The organism is Pseudomonas kilonensis (genome assembly GCF_001269885.1).
Taxonomy (GTDB): Bacteria; Pseudomonadota; Gammaproteobacteria; order Pseudomonadales; family Pseudomonadaceae; genus Aquipseudomonas; species Aquipseudomonas kilonensis.
In genome coordinates this window covers 39,365-55,543 of the sequence record NZ_LHVH01000032.1, presented here as the reverse complement: position 1 = coordinate 55,543, position 16,179 = coordinate 39,365, and the positions used below count along the sequence as shown (strand labels likewise).

14 protein-coding genes are annotated in these 16,179 nt (G+C 61.2%); 8 read left to right on the top strand and 6 right to left on the bottom strand.

Going from position 1 to position 16,179, the window contains the following annotated elements; genetic code table 11:
* Positions 1-271: 271 nt before the first annotated feature.
* Positions 272-2,821, top strand: coding sequence for a helix-turn-helix transcriptional regulator (locus AD662_RS23635; RefSeq protein ID WP_053189836.1), 2,550 nt, complete (start codon positions 272-274; stop codon positions 2,819-2,821).
* A 62-nt stretch (positions 2,822-2,883) separates the two neighbouring features.
* Here the strand turns inward: AD662_RS23635 and AD662_RS23630 are convergent, their stop codons facing one another.
* Positions 2,884-3,681 carry an IclR family transcriptional regulator gene (locus AD662_RS23630; protein WP_018604204.1) on the bottom strand — a complete coding sequence of 266 codons (798 nt, stop codon included), beginning with the start codon at positions 3,679-3,681 and terminating at the stop codon, positions 2,884-2,886.
* A gap of 151 nt (positions 3,682-3,832) precedes the next feature.
* On the opposite strand from AD662_RS23630, the gene hmgA reads away from it, so the two are divergent.
* From hmgA to maiA, 3 genes are read left to right on the top strand one after another with little or no spacing between them, the layout of a single operon-like run.
* Complete coding sequence (hmgA, locus tag AD662_RS23625; protein ID WP_053189835.1) at positions 3,833-5,137, top strand: homogentisate 1,2-dioxygenase; 1,305 nt, start codon at positions 3,833-3,835, stop codon at positions 5,135-5,137.
* A 3-nt stretch (positions 5,138-5,140) separates the two neighbouring features.
* Entirely contained in the window at positions 5,141-6,445 is a 1,305-nt protein-coding gene (fahA, locus tag AD662_RS23620; protein ID WP_053189834.1) for a fumarylacetoacetase, read from the top strand.
* A gap of 10 nt (positions 6,446-6,455) precedes the next feature.
* Positions 6,456-7,094 (top strand): maleylacetoacetate isomerase, encoded by a 639-nt coding sequence (gene maiA / locus AD662_RS23615; protein ID WP_018604210.1) that lies wholly within the window; start codon positions 6,456-6,458, stop codon positions 7,092-7,094.
* A 142-nt stretch (positions 7,095-7,236) separates the two neighbouring features.
* On the opposite strand, the gene AD662_RS23610 is transcribed toward maiA, so the two are convergent.
* Complete coding sequence (locus AD662_RS23610; RefSeq protein WP_018604212.1) at positions 7,237-8,040, bottom strand: SirB1 family protein; 804 nt, start codon at positions 8,038-8,040, stop codon at positions 7,237-7,239.
* A gap of 187 nt (positions 8,041-8,227) precedes the next feature.
* Here AD662_RS23610 and AD662_RS23605 point away from each other — a divergent pair, with 187 nt between their 5' ends.
* Positions 8,228-9,247 (top strand): Glu/Leu/Phe/Val dehydrogenase family protein, encoded by a 1,020-nt coding sequence (locus AD662_RS23605; RefSeq protein WP_053181781.1) that lies wholly within the window; start codon positions 8,228-8,230, stop codon positions 9,245-9,247.
* A gap of 138 nt (positions 9,248-9,385) precedes the next feature.
* Here the strand turns inward: AD662_RS23605 and glyA are convergent, their stop codons facing one another.
* Both glyA and AD662_RS23595 read right to left on the bottom strand, forming a co-directional pair.
* Positions 9,386-10,624: a serine hydroxymethyltransferase gene (gene glyA, locus AD662_RS23600; protein ID WP_053189833.1), complete on the bottom strand. Its 1,239-nt coding sequence runs from the start codon at positions 10,622-10,624 to the stop codon at positions 9,386-9,388.
* Between the two features lie 128 nt (positions 10,625-10,752).
* Complete coding sequence (locus AD662_RS23595) at positions 10,753-11,958, bottom strand: benzoate/H(+) symporter BenE family transporter (RefSeq protein WP_053189832.1); 1,206 nt, start codon at positions 11,956-11,958, stop codon at positions 10,753-10,755.
* A gap of 321 nt (positions 11,959-12,279) precedes the next feature.
* Here AD662_RS23595 and AD662_RS23590 point away from each other — a divergent pair, with 321 nt between their 5' ends.
* On the top strand, positions 12,280-13,668 hold the full coding sequence (locus AD662_RS23590; protein WP_053189831.1) for an aminotransferase-like domain-containing protein: 1,389 nt from the start codon (positions 12,280-12,282) through the stop codon (positions 13,666-13,668).
* A 71-nt stretch (positions 13,669-13,739) separates the two neighbouring features.
* Here AD662_RS23590 and AD662_RS23585 read toward each other — a convergent pair whose 3' ends face one another.
* Positions 13,740-14,000 carry a YebG family protein gene (locus tag AD662_RS23585; RefSeq protein ID WP_003205410.1) on the bottom strand — a complete coding sequence of 87 codons (261 nt, stop codon included), beginning with the start codon at positions 13,998-14,000 and terminating at the stop codon, positions 13,740-13,742.
* Positions 14,001-14,321: 321 nt separating this feature from the next.
* Between AD662_RS23585 and AD662_RS23580 the strand changes: the two genes are divergently transcribed.
* The gene (locus tag AD662_RS23580; RefSeq protein WP_018604220.1) at positions 14,322-14,822 is read left to right on the top strand and encodes a phosphate-starvation-inducible protein PsiE; all 501 of its coding nucleotides are present in this window, start codon (positions 14,322-14,324) and stop codon (positions 14,820-14,822) included.
* Here AD662_RS23580 and AD662_RS23575 read toward each other — a convergent pair.
* Positions 14,819-15,136, bottom strand: a complete 318-nt coding sequence (locus tag AD662_RS23575; RefSeq protein WP_018604222.1) for a DUF3509 domain-containing protein — start codon at positions 15,134-15,136, stop codon at positions 14,819-14,821. The two genes, AD662_RS23580 and AD662_RS23575, sit on opposite strands and share 4 nt — an antisense overlap.
* 510 nt (positions 15,137-15,646) lie before the next feature.
* Between AD662_RS23575 and AD662_RS23570 the strand changes: the two genes are divergently transcribed.
* Positions 15,647-16,057 carry an HPF/RaiA family ribosome-associated protein gene (locus tag AD662_RS23570; protein ID WP_018604223.1) on the top strand — a complete coding sequence of 137 codons (411 nt, stop codon included), beginning with the start codon at positions 15,647-15,649 and terminating at the stop codon, positions 16,055-16,057.
* Positions 16,058-16,179: the final 122 nt, after the last annotated feature.

The following is a 16,179-nucleotide window of genomic DNA, read 5'->3' as shown; positions in this document are numbered from 1 at the left end:
GAAGGGATTTATCTGTGGGAGCAAGGCTTGCCCGCGATGAACGATAACGCGGTTCAGCTTTTGGACCGCGGTGAGGCTATCGCGGGCAAGCCTTGCTCCCACAGTGAATCCTTTCCCCACAAGGTTGTGTCTGACTTGATCATCGTGATCGACCGGCAGCGCTCCTGCCGGTCGTTTTTTTATGGGCGCCAATCAGCGCGCTGAATACTTCTCCAAAGCTCGGCGACACAGGACTAGGGTGGTGAGATAACAATAAACAGGATCTTCCCCCATGACCGCCATGACTCCGTGTCCGGACCGTCCAGGATTGCTGCCGCGCCTGTCCTCGACGCATCTGCCGCGGCGGTCCCTGAGCGAGCCGCTGCTGACGTCCGAAGCGCGGGTAAAACTGCTCTGCGCGCCCCCGGGCAGTGGCAAGAGTGCGTTGTTCGCCGAGTGCTTCCTGCAGGCCCCCAGCGACTGTCGACTGCATTGGTTGCCACTGGGGGGCGCGGCGTTGAGCGCGGCGCAAATGTGCGAGCAGCTGGCGCAGACCCTCGGGCTGCCCCTGCAGGACGAAGCGGGACTGCTGGCCCACCTGGCGCGTTTGCAAACCCCCACATGGTTGTTCCTGGATGATTACTGCCGGGCGCCGAATCCCGAACTGGACCAGTTGCTCGACCGTCTGTTGAACACCAGCAGTCCGGCGTTGCACCTGTGGTTGAATGGCCGCCGCCGTCCCCACTGCAACTGGCCGCGGCTGTTGCTTGATGACGAGCTGCACGAGTTTGATGCGCAGGCGTTGTTTTTCACCCCTGACGATATCCAGCCACTGCTTCGTCATCTGGCCGGCCCCCAGGCTGCCCGCACCGCCCGCGAGGTGATTCAGCGCAACGGTGGCTGGTGTGCCGGGGTGCGCATCACCTTGCTTTCGCGCTGCGAATGGGCGCGCAGTCAGGCGACGCCAGGACGGCCGGGGACCTTGCTCGACTACTTGGAGTACGAACTGTTCAGCACCCTGACCCCGGATCTGGCGCAGGCCTGGCGTGTGCTGGCGCATCTGCCGCGCTTCAATGCCCGGTTGTGTGAACACCTGTTCGGCGACACCGTGGGTGCGCAATGCCTGCCGTTGTTGCTGGAGCTGGGGTGTTTCATCGAGCCGTGGGAACAGACCTCGGATTGGTTGCAGATTTTCCCGGCCCTGGCCCGGCTGGTGCGCGAAGAGCCCTGGTCGCAGGGGCGTTCCTGGCATCGACGGGCCTGTCAGTGGTTTGCTGCCGAGCAGGACTGGCAAATGGCGTTCGAGCAAGCCATGTTGGCCGAGGAGTTCGAGACTGCCGTGAGTTTCTTGCAGCATCTGAGCTTCGAGCACGTCTTGCAGCGCCGCAACGTGGTGCTGTTGCTGGGCTTGCACGATCAACAAGGCGAAGCGCTGAGCCTCGGTACGCCGCAATCGGTGGGGTTGGTCACCGCTGCGCTGTTGTTCGCCGGGCGCTTCGACGCGGCATCGACATGCATTGAGCAACTGGCCCGGTTCATGCCGCAGCCTTCGGCCTGCCGGCAGCGACAGGTGCTGGCCAGGTGGCTGGTCTTGCAGGGCTGGTTGTCGCACCTCTCGGGTGATGGTGAACTGGCGCGCGAGCATTTCCTCCAGGCCCAGGCCAGTCTGGACCCCGACGCCTGGGCCCAAAGGGTGCTGTGCCTGGGAGGGCTGACGCAGCAGGCGCTGCTTGCAGGCGAACTGGCTTCTGCGCATCGGATCAACCGCCAGGCACTGTGCCTGGCGCGTGCGCAAGGCTCGCTGGTATTCGAAGGGTTGCTGGAACTGGACCACGCCCAAGTCCTGGAACAACGTGGCGCGCCTCACCGAGCGGATCATCTGCTGGCCGCCGTTCAGGCGCTGCTGGATAAACCGGGCCAGGATTTTTCCCCGTTGTTGGGACGTATTGCCCTGCGGCGCGGGCGCCTGGCATTGCGCATGGGCTTCGAGGAACGGGCCGCCGAGCAGTTTCAAACGGGCCTGGAAACGGGCCTGCACAGCCAGGACAAACAGGTGCTCTATGGCTTTCTCGGCAAGGCCAGCCTGGCGGCCAACCAGGGCGACTATGGCGAGGCTTTCATGCAATTGCGCGATGCCGAGCGGATCATGCAGCAGCGGCACATCCCCGACACCGTCTACCGTGGCGTGTTGTTGCAAACCAGTTGCCAGTTCTGGTTGCAACAGGGGCGGGCGGAACTGGCCCATGAGGCCTTGATCCGCGTCCTGCGCCATTTTCACGGACCGCAGGCCAAGCACGCACCTCCCGCGACCCTGGAGTTGATTGCGCGGCTTGAATACCTGCTGGTGCTGGCCGAGGTCTACCTGCAACGGGCACAGGATCCGCAGGCGCGCCTGCAAGCCATGATCGACCGGGCACAGCAGAGTGAAATGCACAGCTTGGAAACCGAACTGCATCTGGTATTGACGGAGGTTGTCTGGTTGTCCGGCGATCGTTCCCAGGCCCGGACACTCCTGCAAGAGGGGCTCAAGCGAGTCACTTGCTGGCGGGCCCAGCAAGCCTTGTGCGAGCTGCGCTTGCGCCAGCCCGAGCTGGTGCGCGGGGCACAATCGGCAGAGCCGGTCGAGCTACCTGCCAGCGCCGAGGACACCTTGCTCAGTCATCGCGAACTGGAAGTCCTGGAGCTGATTGCGCAAGGTCATTCAAACCAACAGATTGCCGAAAAACTGTTCATATCGTTGCACACGGTGAAAACCCATTCGCGGCGAATCCACAGCAAGTTGGGCGTCCAGCGGCGTACGCAGGCGGTGGCAAAAGCCAAGGTCATGGGGGTGATGGGCTAATGTCCCCATCGGCAACTGATCACCCTCATCTCAATGATCTAGTGATCAGGATTGTCCCAGATTTACTGGGCTGATCCCGGACTCGCTTCATACCCCATCCGCCAACTCACGGCCCGGGTCGCCGCCAACAGGCGTTGCGCCGCCGGGCCGTTTTCGTCGGCGTGGAACAGCGAGGTCGGACCAACGATGGTCATCACCGCTTTCACCTCGCCGACGGCATTGAAGACCGGAGCGGACAAGGCATCCACGCCCGGCATCAGCAAACCATGCACATGGTGCAGGCCGCGACTGCGAATCTGCTCGCACAGGGCGGCATAGACGTGGTCGTCGGCCAGAGCGTGGCGCTCGGTGCCTTGTACTTCCTGCTCGCGCAAGCCGATGGTCTCGCGCGCCGGCAGATAAGCGCTGAACACCAGCCCAGTGGACGAACTGAGCAGTGGCAATACCGAGCCCAGTTGCGTCACCACGGTCACGGCCCGCACGGCGGGTTCGATGCGCACCACGGTCGCGCCATGGTTGCCCCACACCGCCAGGAAGCAGGTTTCGTTCAAGTCGTCGCGCAATTCGGCCAGGGGCAGGGCGGCCACTTGCAGCACGTCCATGCCGTTGAGCGCTGCCAGGCCTACGCGCAGGGCCTCGCGGCCCAGGCCGTAGTGGTTGGTGGCGGCGTTCTGCTCGGCAAACCCACTGGCGATCAAGGCCTGCAGATACCGATGAACCTTGCTCGCCGGCATTTGCACGTGTTCGGCCAGCCGCGACAGCGACGTGGAGGGCGACAGTTCGGCCAGGGCCTTGAGGATGTCGGTGCCGACTTCGGCCGAGCGGACTTTCTGTTTACCGTTGCTGAGCGGGGTTTCCATAAAGGCGCAGGGTCCAGAGGCGAATGGGCGTCTTTATAGCTTGACGGTCGCTGTCGAGCAAATTACGTTATGCGTAATCGAATTACGATAAAAATAACCCGGTGCGCCTCAACCACTCCGTTGAGTGACGGGCCGCATTCCTGGAGGCTCCATGAACCTCGATTCCCCAGCGTCGGACCTGGCTTACCAATCAGGCTTGGGCAACGAATTTGCCAGCGAAGCTTTACCCGGCGCACTGCCCGTCGGCCAGAACTCGCCGCAGAAAGCCCCGTACGGTCTCTATGCCGAGTTGTTCTCCGGCACGGCGTTCACCATGGCCCGCAGTGAAGCGCGGCGTACCTGGATGTATCGCATCCGGCCGTCGGCCAATCACCCGGCCTTCACCAAGCTCGAACGGCAACTGGCGGGAGGCCCGTTGGGCGACGTCACGCCCAATCGCCTGCGTTGGAACCCGCTGGAGATCCCCGCCGAGCCCACCGATTTCATCGACGGGCTGGTGTGCATGGCGGCCAATGCCGGTGCGGACAAACCGGCCGGCATCAGCCTTTATCAGTACCGGGCCAACCGCTCCATGGAGCGGGTATTTTTCAATGCCGACGGTGAATGGCTGATCGTGCCGCAACTGGGACGGCTGCGGATCGCCACCGAGTTGGGCGTGCTGGAACTGGCACCGCTGGAAATCGTCGTGCTGCCCCGGGGCCTGAAATTTCGCATTGAACTGCTCGACCCGCAGGCCCGTGGTTACCTCGCCGAAAACCATGGCGCGCCGCTGCGCCTGCCGGACCTCGGGCCCATCGGCAGCAATGGCCTGGCGAACCCGCGGGACTTCCTGACGCCGGTCGCCCATTACGAGAACCTCGCGCAACCGACCCCGCTGGTACAGAAATTTCTCGGTGAGTTGTGGGGTTGCGAGCTGGATCATTCGCCCCTCGACGTGGTGGCCTGGCACGGCAACAACGTGCCGTACAAATATGACCTGCGCCGTTTCAACACCCTTGGCACGGTCAGCTTCGATCACCCGGACCCGTCGATTTTCACCGTGCTGACCTCGCCCACCAGCGTCCACGGCCTGGCCAACCTCGATTTCGTGATCTTCCCGCCACGCTGGATGGTGGCGGAAAACACCTTCCGTCCGCCGTGGTTCCACCGCAACCTGATGAACGAATTCATGGGCCTGATCCAGGGTGCCTACGATGCCAAGGCCGAAGGTTTCCTGCCGGGCGGCGCGTCCTTGCACAGCTGCATGAGTGCCCATGGCCCGGACGGCGAGACCTGTACCAAGGCAATCAACGCTGAACTTCAACCAGCGAAAATCGACAACACCATGGCCTTCATGTTCGAGACCAGCCAGGTATTGCGCCCAAGCCGTTTCGCCCTGGACTGCCCGCAACTGCAAACCGACTACGATGCTTGTTGGGCCTCGCTGCCTGTCACGTTCGACCCGACCCGGAGATAACCCATGACTCAACTTTCCCCTGCCCGTAGCTGGGTCGCCTGTGCCAACGGCCATGCGGACTTTCCGTTGCAGAACCTGCCATTGGGTATCTTCAGTGTCGATGGCGGTGCCCTGCGCAGCGGCGTGGCGATTGGCGAGCGGATTTTCGATCTGCAGGCGGCGCTGCACGCGGGCTTGTTTGACGGCGCGGCACGCCAAGCTGTCGAAGCCATGGCCGACGGCCAGTTGAATGCATTTTTCGACCTGGGCCGAGGCGCCCGGGTTGCCCTGCGTGAACGACTGCTGGAACTGCTGCGCGAGGACAGTCCCCTGCGGGGCAAGGTCGAAGCCCAGGGCGCGAAATTGCTGCTCCTCGCTGCCGACTGCCAAATGCACTTGCCGGCCAGGATCAACGACTACACCGACTTCTACGTCGGTATCGAGCACGCGCAGAATGTCGGCAAGCTGTTCCGCCCCGACAATCCGTTGCTGCCCAACTACAAATACGTCCCCATCGGTTACCACGGTCGCGCCTCGACCATTCGCCCGTCTGGCACCGACGTGCGCCGCCCCAAGGGCCAGACCCTGCCGGCCGGCCAGACCGAGCCGACCTTCGGCCCGTGTGCGCGGCTGGACTATGAGCTGGAGCTGGGCATCTGGATCGGCAAGGGCAATGCCCTGGGCGAACCGATCCCCATCGGTGATGCCGCCGAGCACATCGGCGGGTTCTGCCTGCTCAACGACTGGTCGGCCCGAGATATCCAGGCGTGGGAATACCAGCCCTTGGGACCATTTCTGTCGAAGAGTTTCCTGACCAGTATTTCGCCATGGGTGGTGACGGCTGAAGCCCTGGAACCGTTCCGACGCCCGCAACCGGCACGCCCGGAAAGCGATCCGCAACCGCTGCCGTATCTGCTGGACAAGCGTGACCAGGCCGGCGGTGCCTTCGACATCGAACTGGAAGTCCTGTTGCTGACCGAGGCCATGGGCGAGCAAAACCTGCCGGCCCAGCGCCTGACCCTGAGCAACACCCAGTACATGTACTGGACCGTGGCGCAAATGGTTGCGCACCACAGCGTCAACGGTTGCCAGTTGCAGGCCGGCGACCTGTTTGGCTCGGGCACCTTGTCGGGCCCTGAAAACCATCAATTCGGTAGCCTGCTGGAAATCACCGAAGGCGGTAAAAAGCCGATCGAACTGGCGTCTGGCGAAGTGCGCCGATTCCTCGAGGACGGTGACGAAATCATCTTGCGAGCCCGCTGCCGTCGCGAGGGTTTCGCGTCCATCGGCTTCGGCGAGTGCCGGGGCAAGATTCTGCCGGCGCGTTGAGGGGCAGCGCATGGAACTCTATACCTACTACCGCTCCACCTCGTCCTACCGGGTACGCATTGCGTTGGCGCTCAAGGGCCTGGATTACCAAGCCTTGCCCGTCAACCTGATCGCTGCGCCTGGGGGCGAGCATCACCAGCCGGCCTACCTGGCGATCAACCCCCAGGGCCGGGTACCGGCGTTGCGTACCGATGAGGGTGCGCTGCTGGTGCAATCGCCCGCCATCATCGAATACCTGGAAGAACGTTATCCACAGGTGCCGCTGCTCAGCGCCGACCTGGCGGTGCGCGCCCATGAGCGTGGCGTCGCCGCGCTGATCGGTTGTGATATTCACCCCCTGCACAACGTCAGCGTGCTCAACAAGCTGCGGCAGTGGGGCCACGATGAAACGCAGGTGACGGAGTGGATCGGGCACTGGATCAGCCAGGGATTGGCGGCGGTGGAGCAGTTGATTGGCGACGACGGCTATTGCTTCGGTGCAGTGCCGGGGCTGGCGGATGTGTACCTGATCCCGCAGTTGTACGCGGCCGAGCGGTTCAATGTTTCGTTGCTGGCATATCCGCGGATCCGTCGCGTCGCGGCCTTGGCGGCTGGGCATGCGGCATTCCAACAGGCGCATCCGGCGAAGCAGCCGGATACCCCTGCTTGATATTGATGTTGGCTGGTCTGCCGTCTTCGCGAGCAAGCCCGCTCCCACATTGATTCGGGTGTACGCCGATCAAATGTGTGGGAGCGGGCTTGCTCGCGAAGGCGATTCAACCGTCGACAAAGATGTGCAGCCTTACGACCACTCAATGCACCACCGAATTCGGCGGCAAATGCCCCAGCCGCTCCGTCAGCCGGATTCGCTGGATCGGATCGTCGCTGAGCATCAGGGCATGCTCCAGGTCGAAGCGTTCGGCGTTGGGGCAATCGAGTCGTTGATACAGGCTGGCGCGGGCCAGGTAGTCGGCGGCGCTGGCGTTGCCCAGTTCCAGCACCCGTTCGGCGTCGATCAGGGCCGCGATGTAATCGTCGTTCGCCAGATGCAATTGACGCAGGTTGCGCGACAGGCGTTGCAGCATCTGCATCGGCTCGGCGTTGACCAGGTGCTCAGCCTTGAGCGGCATGTTCGCGCCGTATTGGCGCTGTAGCAGTTCCCGGCAGTCATTGGGGTACAACCGGCGGCCACCGCACGGATCGAGCAGGTGATCGGCGCCGGGTACCTTCAATAGGAAATGCCCGGGGAAATTGACACCGACCATCGGAATTTCCAGGCCTCGGGCCAGTTCCAGGGCAATCAGGCCGAGGGCCAGGGGTTGCCCGCGTTTGCGTGCCAGGACTTTGTCCAGCAGCGCCGCTTGCGGCCGTAGAGGTGTGAAGTCGTCCTGGGCGAAGCCCAAGTCATTGAGTCGCCGCAGCAAGGGCTGGCCCAGTTCGCTGACTGGCAGCATCGGCAGGCCATGGCTGACCCGCTGTTGCAGCTCCTTGAAATCCTTCAGCAAGGCCGGTACGTCGACCTCGCGATCATGTTCGGCAGCGATCCACAGCGCCGCTTCGAACAGCGCCGGTGGCGAGCGGTGCAGACAATCAAAAAAGGCTTGGCGCGGTTTCATCAAACTCTCCGGGCTATGCTCCCGTTTTAGCCCTGCCATGGATTTTCGTCCAGTCTCGGAAAGAGGCTGTAACAGGTTATGCCGAAAAAGACTGATCACCCTGGGTACTTATTCCGGCGTGCTCCAGCAAATTTCGACTGCACGCCTATACTGGCGAAACAAACAAAAGTGATTCGGGAGCCTTTCGATGTTTGCTCTCATGCAAAGCTCCCGCCTTGAATCGCTGCACCTAAGCGTAGACCCGGCAACCGGGTTGAAGGCGGTGATTGCCATTCATTGCAGTCGTCCGGGGCCCGCCCTGGGGGGCTGTCGTTACCTTGCCTACCCCGACGACGAAAGTGCCGTGGTCGATGCCGTGCGGCTGGCCCAAGGCATGAGCTACAAGGCGGCGCTGGCCGGCTTGCCCGTGGGCGGCGGGGTGGCGGTGATCATGCGCCCGGCCCATGTCGAGAGTCGGGCGGCGCTGTTCGAAGCCTTCGGCCGTTGTATCGAGCAATTGGACGGGCGCTACATCACAGCCATCGACAGCGGCACGTCGGTGGCCGACATGGATTGCATCGCCCTGCAGACTCGTCATGTCACCAGTACCACGGCCTCGGGAGACCCCGCGCCCCATGCGGCGATGGGAGTCTTTGCCGGCATCCGTGCCACCGCCATGGCCCGTCTGGGCAGCGATAACCTCGAAAGCCTGCGGGTAGCGATCCAGGGCCTGGGCAATGTCGGTTATGCCCTGGCCGAACAGCTGCACGCGGCGGGTGCCGAACTGCTGGTCAGTGACATCGACCCCGGCAAGGTGCAATTGGCGATGGAGCAACTGGGCGCCCACCCGATCGCCAACGACGCGTTGCTCAGCACGCCCTGCGACATCCTTGCCCCCTGCGGACTGGGTGGGGTGCTCAACAGCCAAAGTGTGGCGCAACTGCGCTGCTCGGCCGTTGCCGGCTCGGCCCATAATCAGTTGAGCAACCTGCAAGTGGCCGACCAGTTGGAAAGACGTGGAATTCTCTATGCGCCGGATTACGTGATCAACTCCGGCGGGCTGATCTACGTCGCGCTGAAGCATCGCGGCGAAGAACTGTCGACGATCACTGCGCATTTGTCGAAGATCGGTGCCCGGCTCACGGAAGTCTTTGCCCACGCCCAGGCGGAGAAGCGCTCACCGGCGCGGGTGGCCGATGAGCTGGCGGAGCGTTTGTTGTACCGCTGAAAATCAAAAGGAAGTAATGGGTAGCAGTGAAGCAGCCTATCTGTGGGAGCAAGGCTTGCCCGCGATGCAGGCGCCGCGACTGTTCAGGCTAACCGAGTCATCGTTCATCGCGAGCAAGCTTTGCTCCCACAGCTGCAATTACCTCAGCAGATACACCGGAAAGCACTCGCACAAATGCATCACTCGGCGTCGGGTGTTTTCCAGGCGCGCCGCGTTGTCCGGCTGTTCCAGCAGGTCGGCGATCAAGTTTGCCACTTCGGCACATTCCGCTTCGCCAAAGCCGCGCGTGGTCAGTGCCGGCGTGCCGATGCGAATGCCGCTGGTGATGACCGGTTTCTGCGGATCGTTGGGGATCGCGTTTTTGTTCAGGGTGATGTGGGCGCTTTCCAGCAACGCTTCGGCGTCTTTGCCGGTGATGTTCATCGAGCGCAGATCGAGCAGGAACATGTGGCAGTCGGTACCGCCGGACACCACCCGCAAGCCGCGTCGGGTCAGGACGTCGGCCATGACCCGGGCGTTGTCGATCACCCGCTGCTGGTAATGCTTGAACCCGTCGCCCAAGGCTTCGTTGAACGCCACGGCCTTGGCGGCGATGACGTGCATCAGCGGGCCGCCCTGGTACACCGGGAAAATCGTCTTGTCGAGCAGGGCACCATATTGCGCCTTGGCCAGAATCAGACCGCCGCGCGGGCCACGCAAGGTCTTGTGGGTGGTAGAGGTGATGAAGTCGGCGATCCCCACCGGCGACGGGTACACGCCGGCAGCGATCAACCCGGCGTAGTGCGCCATGTCCACCATCAGGTAGGCGCCGATTTCATCGCAGATTTTGCGAAAGCGCTGGAAGTCGATGGTCCGCGAATAGGCCGAGGCCCCGGCGATGATCATCTTCGGCCGGTGTTCCCTGGCCAGGGCTTCCATTTCTTCGTAGTCGAGGGTTTCGGTTTCCGTGTCCAGGCCATAGGAAAATGCCCGGTAGATCTTGCCGGAAAAATTCACCGAGGCGCCGTGGGTCAGGTGGCCGCCATGGGCCAGGGACATGCCCAGGATGGTGTCGCCGGGTTCAAGTACCGCCAGGAAAACCGCCTGGTTGGCCTGGGAACCGGAGTGCGGCTGCACGTTGACGTATTCGCAGTTGAACAACTTGCGAGCGCGTTCGATGGCCAGGTTCTCGATTTCATCGACGACCTTGCAGCCGCCGTAGTAACGCTTGCCCGGATAGCCTTCGGCGTATTTGTTGGTGAGCACGGAACCCTGGGCCTGGAGCACTTCCTCGCTGACATAGTTTTCCGAAGCGATCAGCTCCAGGTGGGTTTCCTGGCGGTTGCGCTCGCGGTCGATCAGGCGGGCAATGGTGGGGTCGAAATTGTGCAGGCTCATGGTGTGATTCCTTGGGTAAGTGCTTCGGCCACTGGCGCAGTCACGTAGTGCGGCAACATCCGTGGCTGGCTTCAGTCGAGTCGGTCAGGCTGGTGGATGGCAAGCGTTCGATTGGTTGCATCGAGCGGTCATGGTCGGCTGCCCTCGGCGATAACGGTGGCCTTGCGTTCACGGGTGTAGGTCAGCACGAAGTGCGCCACGAGGCCGAAGATCAAGCCCCAGAATGCAGCGGCCAGGCCGAGGAAGCTCATGCCCGAAGCCGTCACCAGGAAGGTGATCAGGGCAGCTTCGCGTTGTTTCTCGTCAGCCATGGCGCCGGTCAGTCCGGCACTGATCGCGCCAAACAAGGCGAGGCCGGCGAGGGAGGCGATCAATTCTTTCGGCAGTGCGGAGAACACCGAGGCCAGGGTGGCGCCAAAGGTTCCCATCAGAATGTAGAACACCCCGCAGGCGATCCCGGCCATGTAGCGTTTATCGCGGTCTTCGTGGGCTTCGCGGCCGGTGCAGATCGCTGCGGTAATGGCCGCCAGGTTAAAACCGTGGGAACCGAACGGGGCCATCAGGATCGAGCCAATCGCGGTGACCGAAATGATCGAGCGTGCTGGCGTGTTGTAGCCCGAGGTGCGCAACACGGCCATGCCTGGCACGTACTGGCCGGTCAAGGTCACCAGCGCCAGTGGCAGGCCGATATTGATGATTGCGTGCCAGCTCCATTCAGGGGCGATGAAGACCGGCTGGGCCACGGCGATGGTGATCGAGGTGCTGTTGAGTTCACCGAACGAGGCGGCCACCGCGCAACCGACGATCAGCACCGACAGGATCGCGTAGCGTGGCGAAAAGCGCTTGAAGATCAGGTACGCCGCGATCATCGCCAACACCAGCGCCGGCTGCAGCTTGATCGAGGTGAACAGCTCGGCGCCGAAGCGGAACAGGATGCCGGCGAGCATGGCGGCGGCAATGGCCTTGGGCAGGCGGCTCATCAATTTGTCGAACGCACCGGACAGGCCGACCAGCGCGATGATCACCGACGCCACCACATAGGCACCGATGGCCTGGGGCAGGGTCACGGTGGGCAGCATCGACACCAGTAACGCCGCCCCCGGTGTCGACCACGCGGTGATGACCGGAACACGCAGGCGCCAGCTCAGGAACAGGCCGGTAATCCCGCTGCCAATGGAAATGGCCCAGATCCATGAAGACACCACGTCGTTGGGCAGGTGCGCTTCCTTGGCTGCCTGGAACACGATGATGAGCGGGCCGGCGTAGGAAATGATCACGGCGATGAAGCCCGCGATGATCGCCGACAGGGATAGATCCTTTCTGAATGTGTCCATGATGCCTCGACTGGGCGCGGCAGGTCGCGCGGTGATCAGGGGAGAATTGAGTCGATTGGTTCGATTCTTTATCAGTGTATTTGAAAGAATTGAGTTGATTCAATTGAGGGGTGATTTGTTTTGCTTGTTTTACCGTTTATTTCTGACTAATTGATTGATTTATAGAGATATAGTTTTTTCTATAATTTTTATCAGGCGGGCTTCCTGATTTGTGTATCGACTCAATCGACTCAATTTTTAGATTCTGTCGATTTGTCAGGCGTTTTACCTCCATGTGATATGCTCGGATATTCATCATTTCTACGATGGCAGCGATCATTCATGTGGGTTCCCCAGCTAAGCGAGTCCAACCAGCCGATGTATTTGTCGATTGCCGATGCGTTGGCGCGCGATATCAGCAATGGCGTGTTGAACGAAGGTGATCGCTTGCCGACTCTGCGCGAGCTGGCCACCACCCTGAATGTCACCCCCGGTACCATCAGCCGGGCCTATAGCGAGGCCCATCGGCGCCGGCTGGTGCAAGGGGAGGTGGGGCGTGGCACTTATGTACTCGGCCAGAAGTCGCTGGAATCGCCGGCGAGCACCGGCGTTGCGCCGCTGAATCTGGGGCAGGCCGAATTACTTGACCTCTCCATCATCAAGCCGTCCAGTGAAACCTTGGAGTACTGGTTGCGCGATGCGCTGGTGGGCATGGCAAAAAGCACCGATTTCGCGCGTGCACTGGATTACGCGCCGGATGGCGGGCACCCGGCGCATCGCGAGGCGGGGGCGCAATGGTTGCGTCATTCATTGCCCGACGCGCAATGGCAGCAAGTGGTGATCACCGCAGGGGCCCAGCATGGCTTGATGGTCGCGATGAGCGCCCTGACCAATGCGGGTGACCTGGTGCTCTGCGAAGCGCTTTGCTACCCCGGCATCATTTCCCTGGCCCATGGCCTGGAGCGCCGCCTGCGCGGCGTGCCGATGGATGACGAAGGCATCATTCCTGAAGCGTTGCGCGAACTGTGCCTGCGCGAGAAACCGGCGATGCTGGTTTGCGTGGCGACCTGCCAGAACCCGACGGCGGCGATCATGTCGCAGAAACGTCGGGCCCAGATCGCCGCGCTTGCCGAGGAATTCGACTTCATCATCCTGGACGATGATATCTATGGCTTCCTCGCCACCGATCCGTCGATCAAGCCACTGTCGGCCTTTGCGCCGGACCGTTCGGTGTACCTGACCAGCCTGTCGAAATCGGTCATGCCGGCGCTTCGCGTCGGTTACATCTACAGCCCGCCTAAATTGCTGTCGCGCCTGACCTCGATGGTGCGCAGCAGTGTCTGGATGCCGTCGCCGTTGACCGCGCAGTTGGCCAGCAATGTGATTACCGAAGGCCTGGACAAGAAACTGATCCGCATCCAGCGCAACGAGGCGGCGGGGCGGCAAGCCATTGCCCGGGAAATCTTTGCCAATTTCGAGCTCAAGACCCAGCCATATTCCTATCACGTCTGGTTGACGCTGCCGGAGCCATGGACCAGCGACGAGTTCACCATGCTCGCCCGAGCCAACGGCGTACTGCTGCTCAGCGGCACCCAGTTCCAGGCTGAGCGCTCAGGCACCACTCGGTGCGTGCGGCTGGTGTTGATGTCCCCCACCAGCCAGGACGAACTGCGCTTCGCCCTGACCAAGCTGGCCAGCTTGATCGATTCGGATCCGCGTCGTTATTACTAAAAAGATCGCAGCCTTCGGCAGCTCCTACACGGTGTTCCACGTAGGGCTGTCGAAGGTTGCGATCTTTTTGGTCATTCGTCCGACGGATTGAGCAGTTCGGACAAGGCATCCGGCTGGCTCTTGAATGCCTTGGCGAACACATCACGATTCTTCGCCATGTAGATCCCGGCTTCCTCGACCTGTTGCTCGCTCAGCGATGGAACGGCTTTTTGCAACACCTCTGCCAGCAATTCGGCGAGTTCCAGCATTTTGTCATGACGGTCAGCTTCGGCTTTATCCATGAACAAGCGCTCCAGATCTCGGCTGCTGCGGTATACCACTTCGACGGCCATTCACCACCTCACATGCCTTCACATTGGTTGTCTTTGTGACTACTGTATTTATATACAGGCAAAAGGATAAGCGAATCCTCTTGCTTTGGATAGTGGCTTTTTAATGTAGACCGATTTCGGCATGTGAGCGCAAAGCTAATGTGAGCAAAGCTTGTGTGGGAGCAAAGCTTGCTCGCGATCAGGCTGCATGAAACTCTCCAAAGTGCCGCATACCAGCCTATCGCCATCTCACCCCCAGGCGCTGGCCTTTTTTCTGCATGCAGAACAACCGTCACGTCCAACCCGCATCATCCGGTCGAACCGACCTAAGGAAACTACATCGTGAAAATCAATTGGGCCGAGAACCTGCGCCAGAACGTCCATCAACTGGCCGAGTCCCTGGGAAACCTGTTCGTCGAGACCTTCCACTACCTGGCGCTGTTCGCCATCGGTGCGGTGACCGCGTGGGCGGCGGTGATGGAGTTCTTGCAGATGCTCGAGACTGGGCACATCAAGATCGACGACATCCTGCTGCTGTTCATCTACCTGGAATTGGGGGCCATGGTCGGGATCTACTTCAAGACCAACCACATGCCGGTGCGGTTTCTGATCTACGTGGCGATCACGGCGCTGACGCGGCTGCTGATTTCCAACGTCTCCCACCACAGCCCGCCCGACCTGGGGATCATTTACCTGTGCGGTGGCATCCTGCTGCTGGCGTTTTCGATCCTGGTGGTGCGCTACGCTTCGTCGCAGTTCCCTTCGGTGAAGATCGAGCACCCGCACCGCAAGGTCGGTGCGGGTACCAGCGAGCATGCCGAAGTGGAGAAAGGAGAAATCTAAATCCCGACGGCAGAGGGCGCCGGCCCCTGGGCGTGCGGTGGTGGCAGCTTGATGTTGTCACCGCCAGTCATGGCTTCGAGGATGGCCACGGCGCTGTGGCCCTGCTCGATGGCGATCCCGAACTGAATACTTTGCACCAGGCGCTTGAGCCGTTCCGGGTCGTTGCGCTGCTGGGCGCTGATCATGCGTTTGGCGACGACGCGCCCGCTCTTGGACAGGGTCAGCATGATGCTGCCATCCAGGCCCTGGATACTCAGGTTGATTTGATAATGCGGCGCAAAAGCGTCGGTAATGATCTGAAAAGGGTTGTCCATGATGCGTCACCGCCTGATTGAACGTGCAGTTGTTGACCGGCCGTGATCGGGATTAGTTCGCAACACCAGACCATCGGCCATTCCATGATCGTGTTCATCGCAAGATTCCTGGGGGCCAGGCAGGCCTCAGGATCAAAAGATCGCAGCCTGCGGCAGCTCCTACAGGGAGTTAGCAAGTGGCATGCCGGAAAAACTGTCGGACAATGATCCCGGAGCCTAAGCGCCGGACGCTCTGGAATGCGGCTATGGCCGCTGCCCGTTTCGGGGCAATAACGCGCGGATGTTCGTTGACGGTGCAGGCGGGGGGGATGATTTGCGGTGGGTAGGCAGGGCAGGGGTAACTCCCGACATTAACAGCGCTTTTGCCCGTTGTCTGGCTTTATTTGCGTATGAATATTTATCTTTTTCTAGGGGTTGAATTGTTCTTCCGCCAGCCCGACTCTGTATTCAAGGGGCCGTTGCATCAACGTCGACGGCCCCCGGCGAGCTAGCTGAAATAAGGGATGAACTATGCAAATCCAAGTCAACAGCGATAACCATATTCAAAGCAGCATCCGACTGGAGGAGTGGGTACGTACTACCATCGAAAGCACGCTCGAACGTTATGAAGAGGACCTGACACGGGTTGAGGTTCATTTGCGGGACGAGAACGGCGACAAGCCCGGTCCCCATGATCTGCGTTGCCAGCTTGAAGCACGGCCGAAGGGCCATCAGCCGATTTCCGTGACGCACAAGGCCGACTCGCTGGAACTGGCGATCGAAGGCGCGGCGACCAAACTTGAAAGTGCCCTGGAGCATTTGTTCGGCAAACTGCGCGGCAAGCGCGCCGCCGTTGAGAAATCGAGCGAATCCGTAGCCTTGGCCGATGCGATGCTGGAAGAGGAGTTCCTGGAAAACGAACGGGCCGCGCTTCACGGCTAAACCCTCGTTCATTTCACTTGCGACTGAAAAACGGGCCTGCAATCGCAGGCCCGTTTTGTTTTATTGGTTTGGTTTCCGCTTCTGCATTGATCACATTCTCCTGTGGGAGCGAGCCTGCTCGC

Excerpts from the sequence above, each read along its gene's own strand:
- AD662_RS23635 (WP_053189836.1), top strand. The coding sequence starts at position 272 with ATGACCGCCATGACTCCGTGTCCGGACCGTCCAGGATTGCTGCCGCGC.
- AD662_RS23630 (WP_018604204.1), bottom strand. The coding sequence starts at position 3,681 with ATGGAAACCCCGCTCAGCAACGGTAAACAGAAAGTCCGCTCGGCCGAA.
- hmgA (WP_053189835.1), top strand. The coding sequence starts at position 3,833 with ATGAACCTCGATTCCCCAGCGTCGGACCTGGCTTACCAATCAGGCTTG.
- fahA (WP_053189834.1), top strand. The coding sequence starts at position 5,141 with ATGACTCAACTTTCCCCTGCCCGTAGCTGGGTCGCCTGTGCCAACGGC.
- maiA (WP_018604210.1), top strand. The coding sequence starts at position 6,456 with ATGGAACTCTATACCTACTACCGCTCCACCTCGTCCTACCGGGTACGC.
- AD662_RS23610 (WP_018604212.1), bottom strand. The coding sequence starts at position 8,040 with ATGAAACCGCGCCAAGCCTTTTTTGATTGTCTGCACCGCTCGCCACCG.
- AD662_RS23605 (WP_053181781.1), top strand. The coding sequence starts at position 8,228 with ATGTTTGCTCTCATGCAAAGCTCCCGCCTTGAATCGCTGCACCTAAGC.
- glyA (WP_053189833.1), bottom strand. The coding sequence starts at position 10,624 with ATGAGCCTGCACAATTTCGACCCCACCATTGCCCGCCTGATCGACCGC.
- AD662_RS23595 (WP_053189832.1), bottom strand. The coding sequence starts at position 11,958 with ATGGACACATTCAGAAAGGATCTATCCCTGTCGGCGATCATCGCGGGC.
- AD662_RS23590 (WP_053189831.1), top strand. The coding sequence starts at position 12,280 with ATGTGGGTTCCCCAGCTAAGCGAGTCCAACCAGCCGATGTATTTGTCG.
- AD662_RS23585 (WP_003205410.1), bottom strand. The coding sequence starts at position 14,000 with ATGGCCGTCGAAGTGGTATACCGCAGCAGCCGAGATCTGGAGCGCTTG.
- AD662_RS23575 (WP_018604222.1), bottom strand. The coding sequence starts at position 15,136 with ATGGACAACCCTTTTCAGATCATTACCGACGCTTTTGCGCCGCATTAT.
- AD662_RS23570 (WP_018604223.1), top strand. The coding sequence starts at position 15,647 with ATGCAAATCCAAGTCAACAGCGATAACCATATTCAAAGCAGCATCCGA.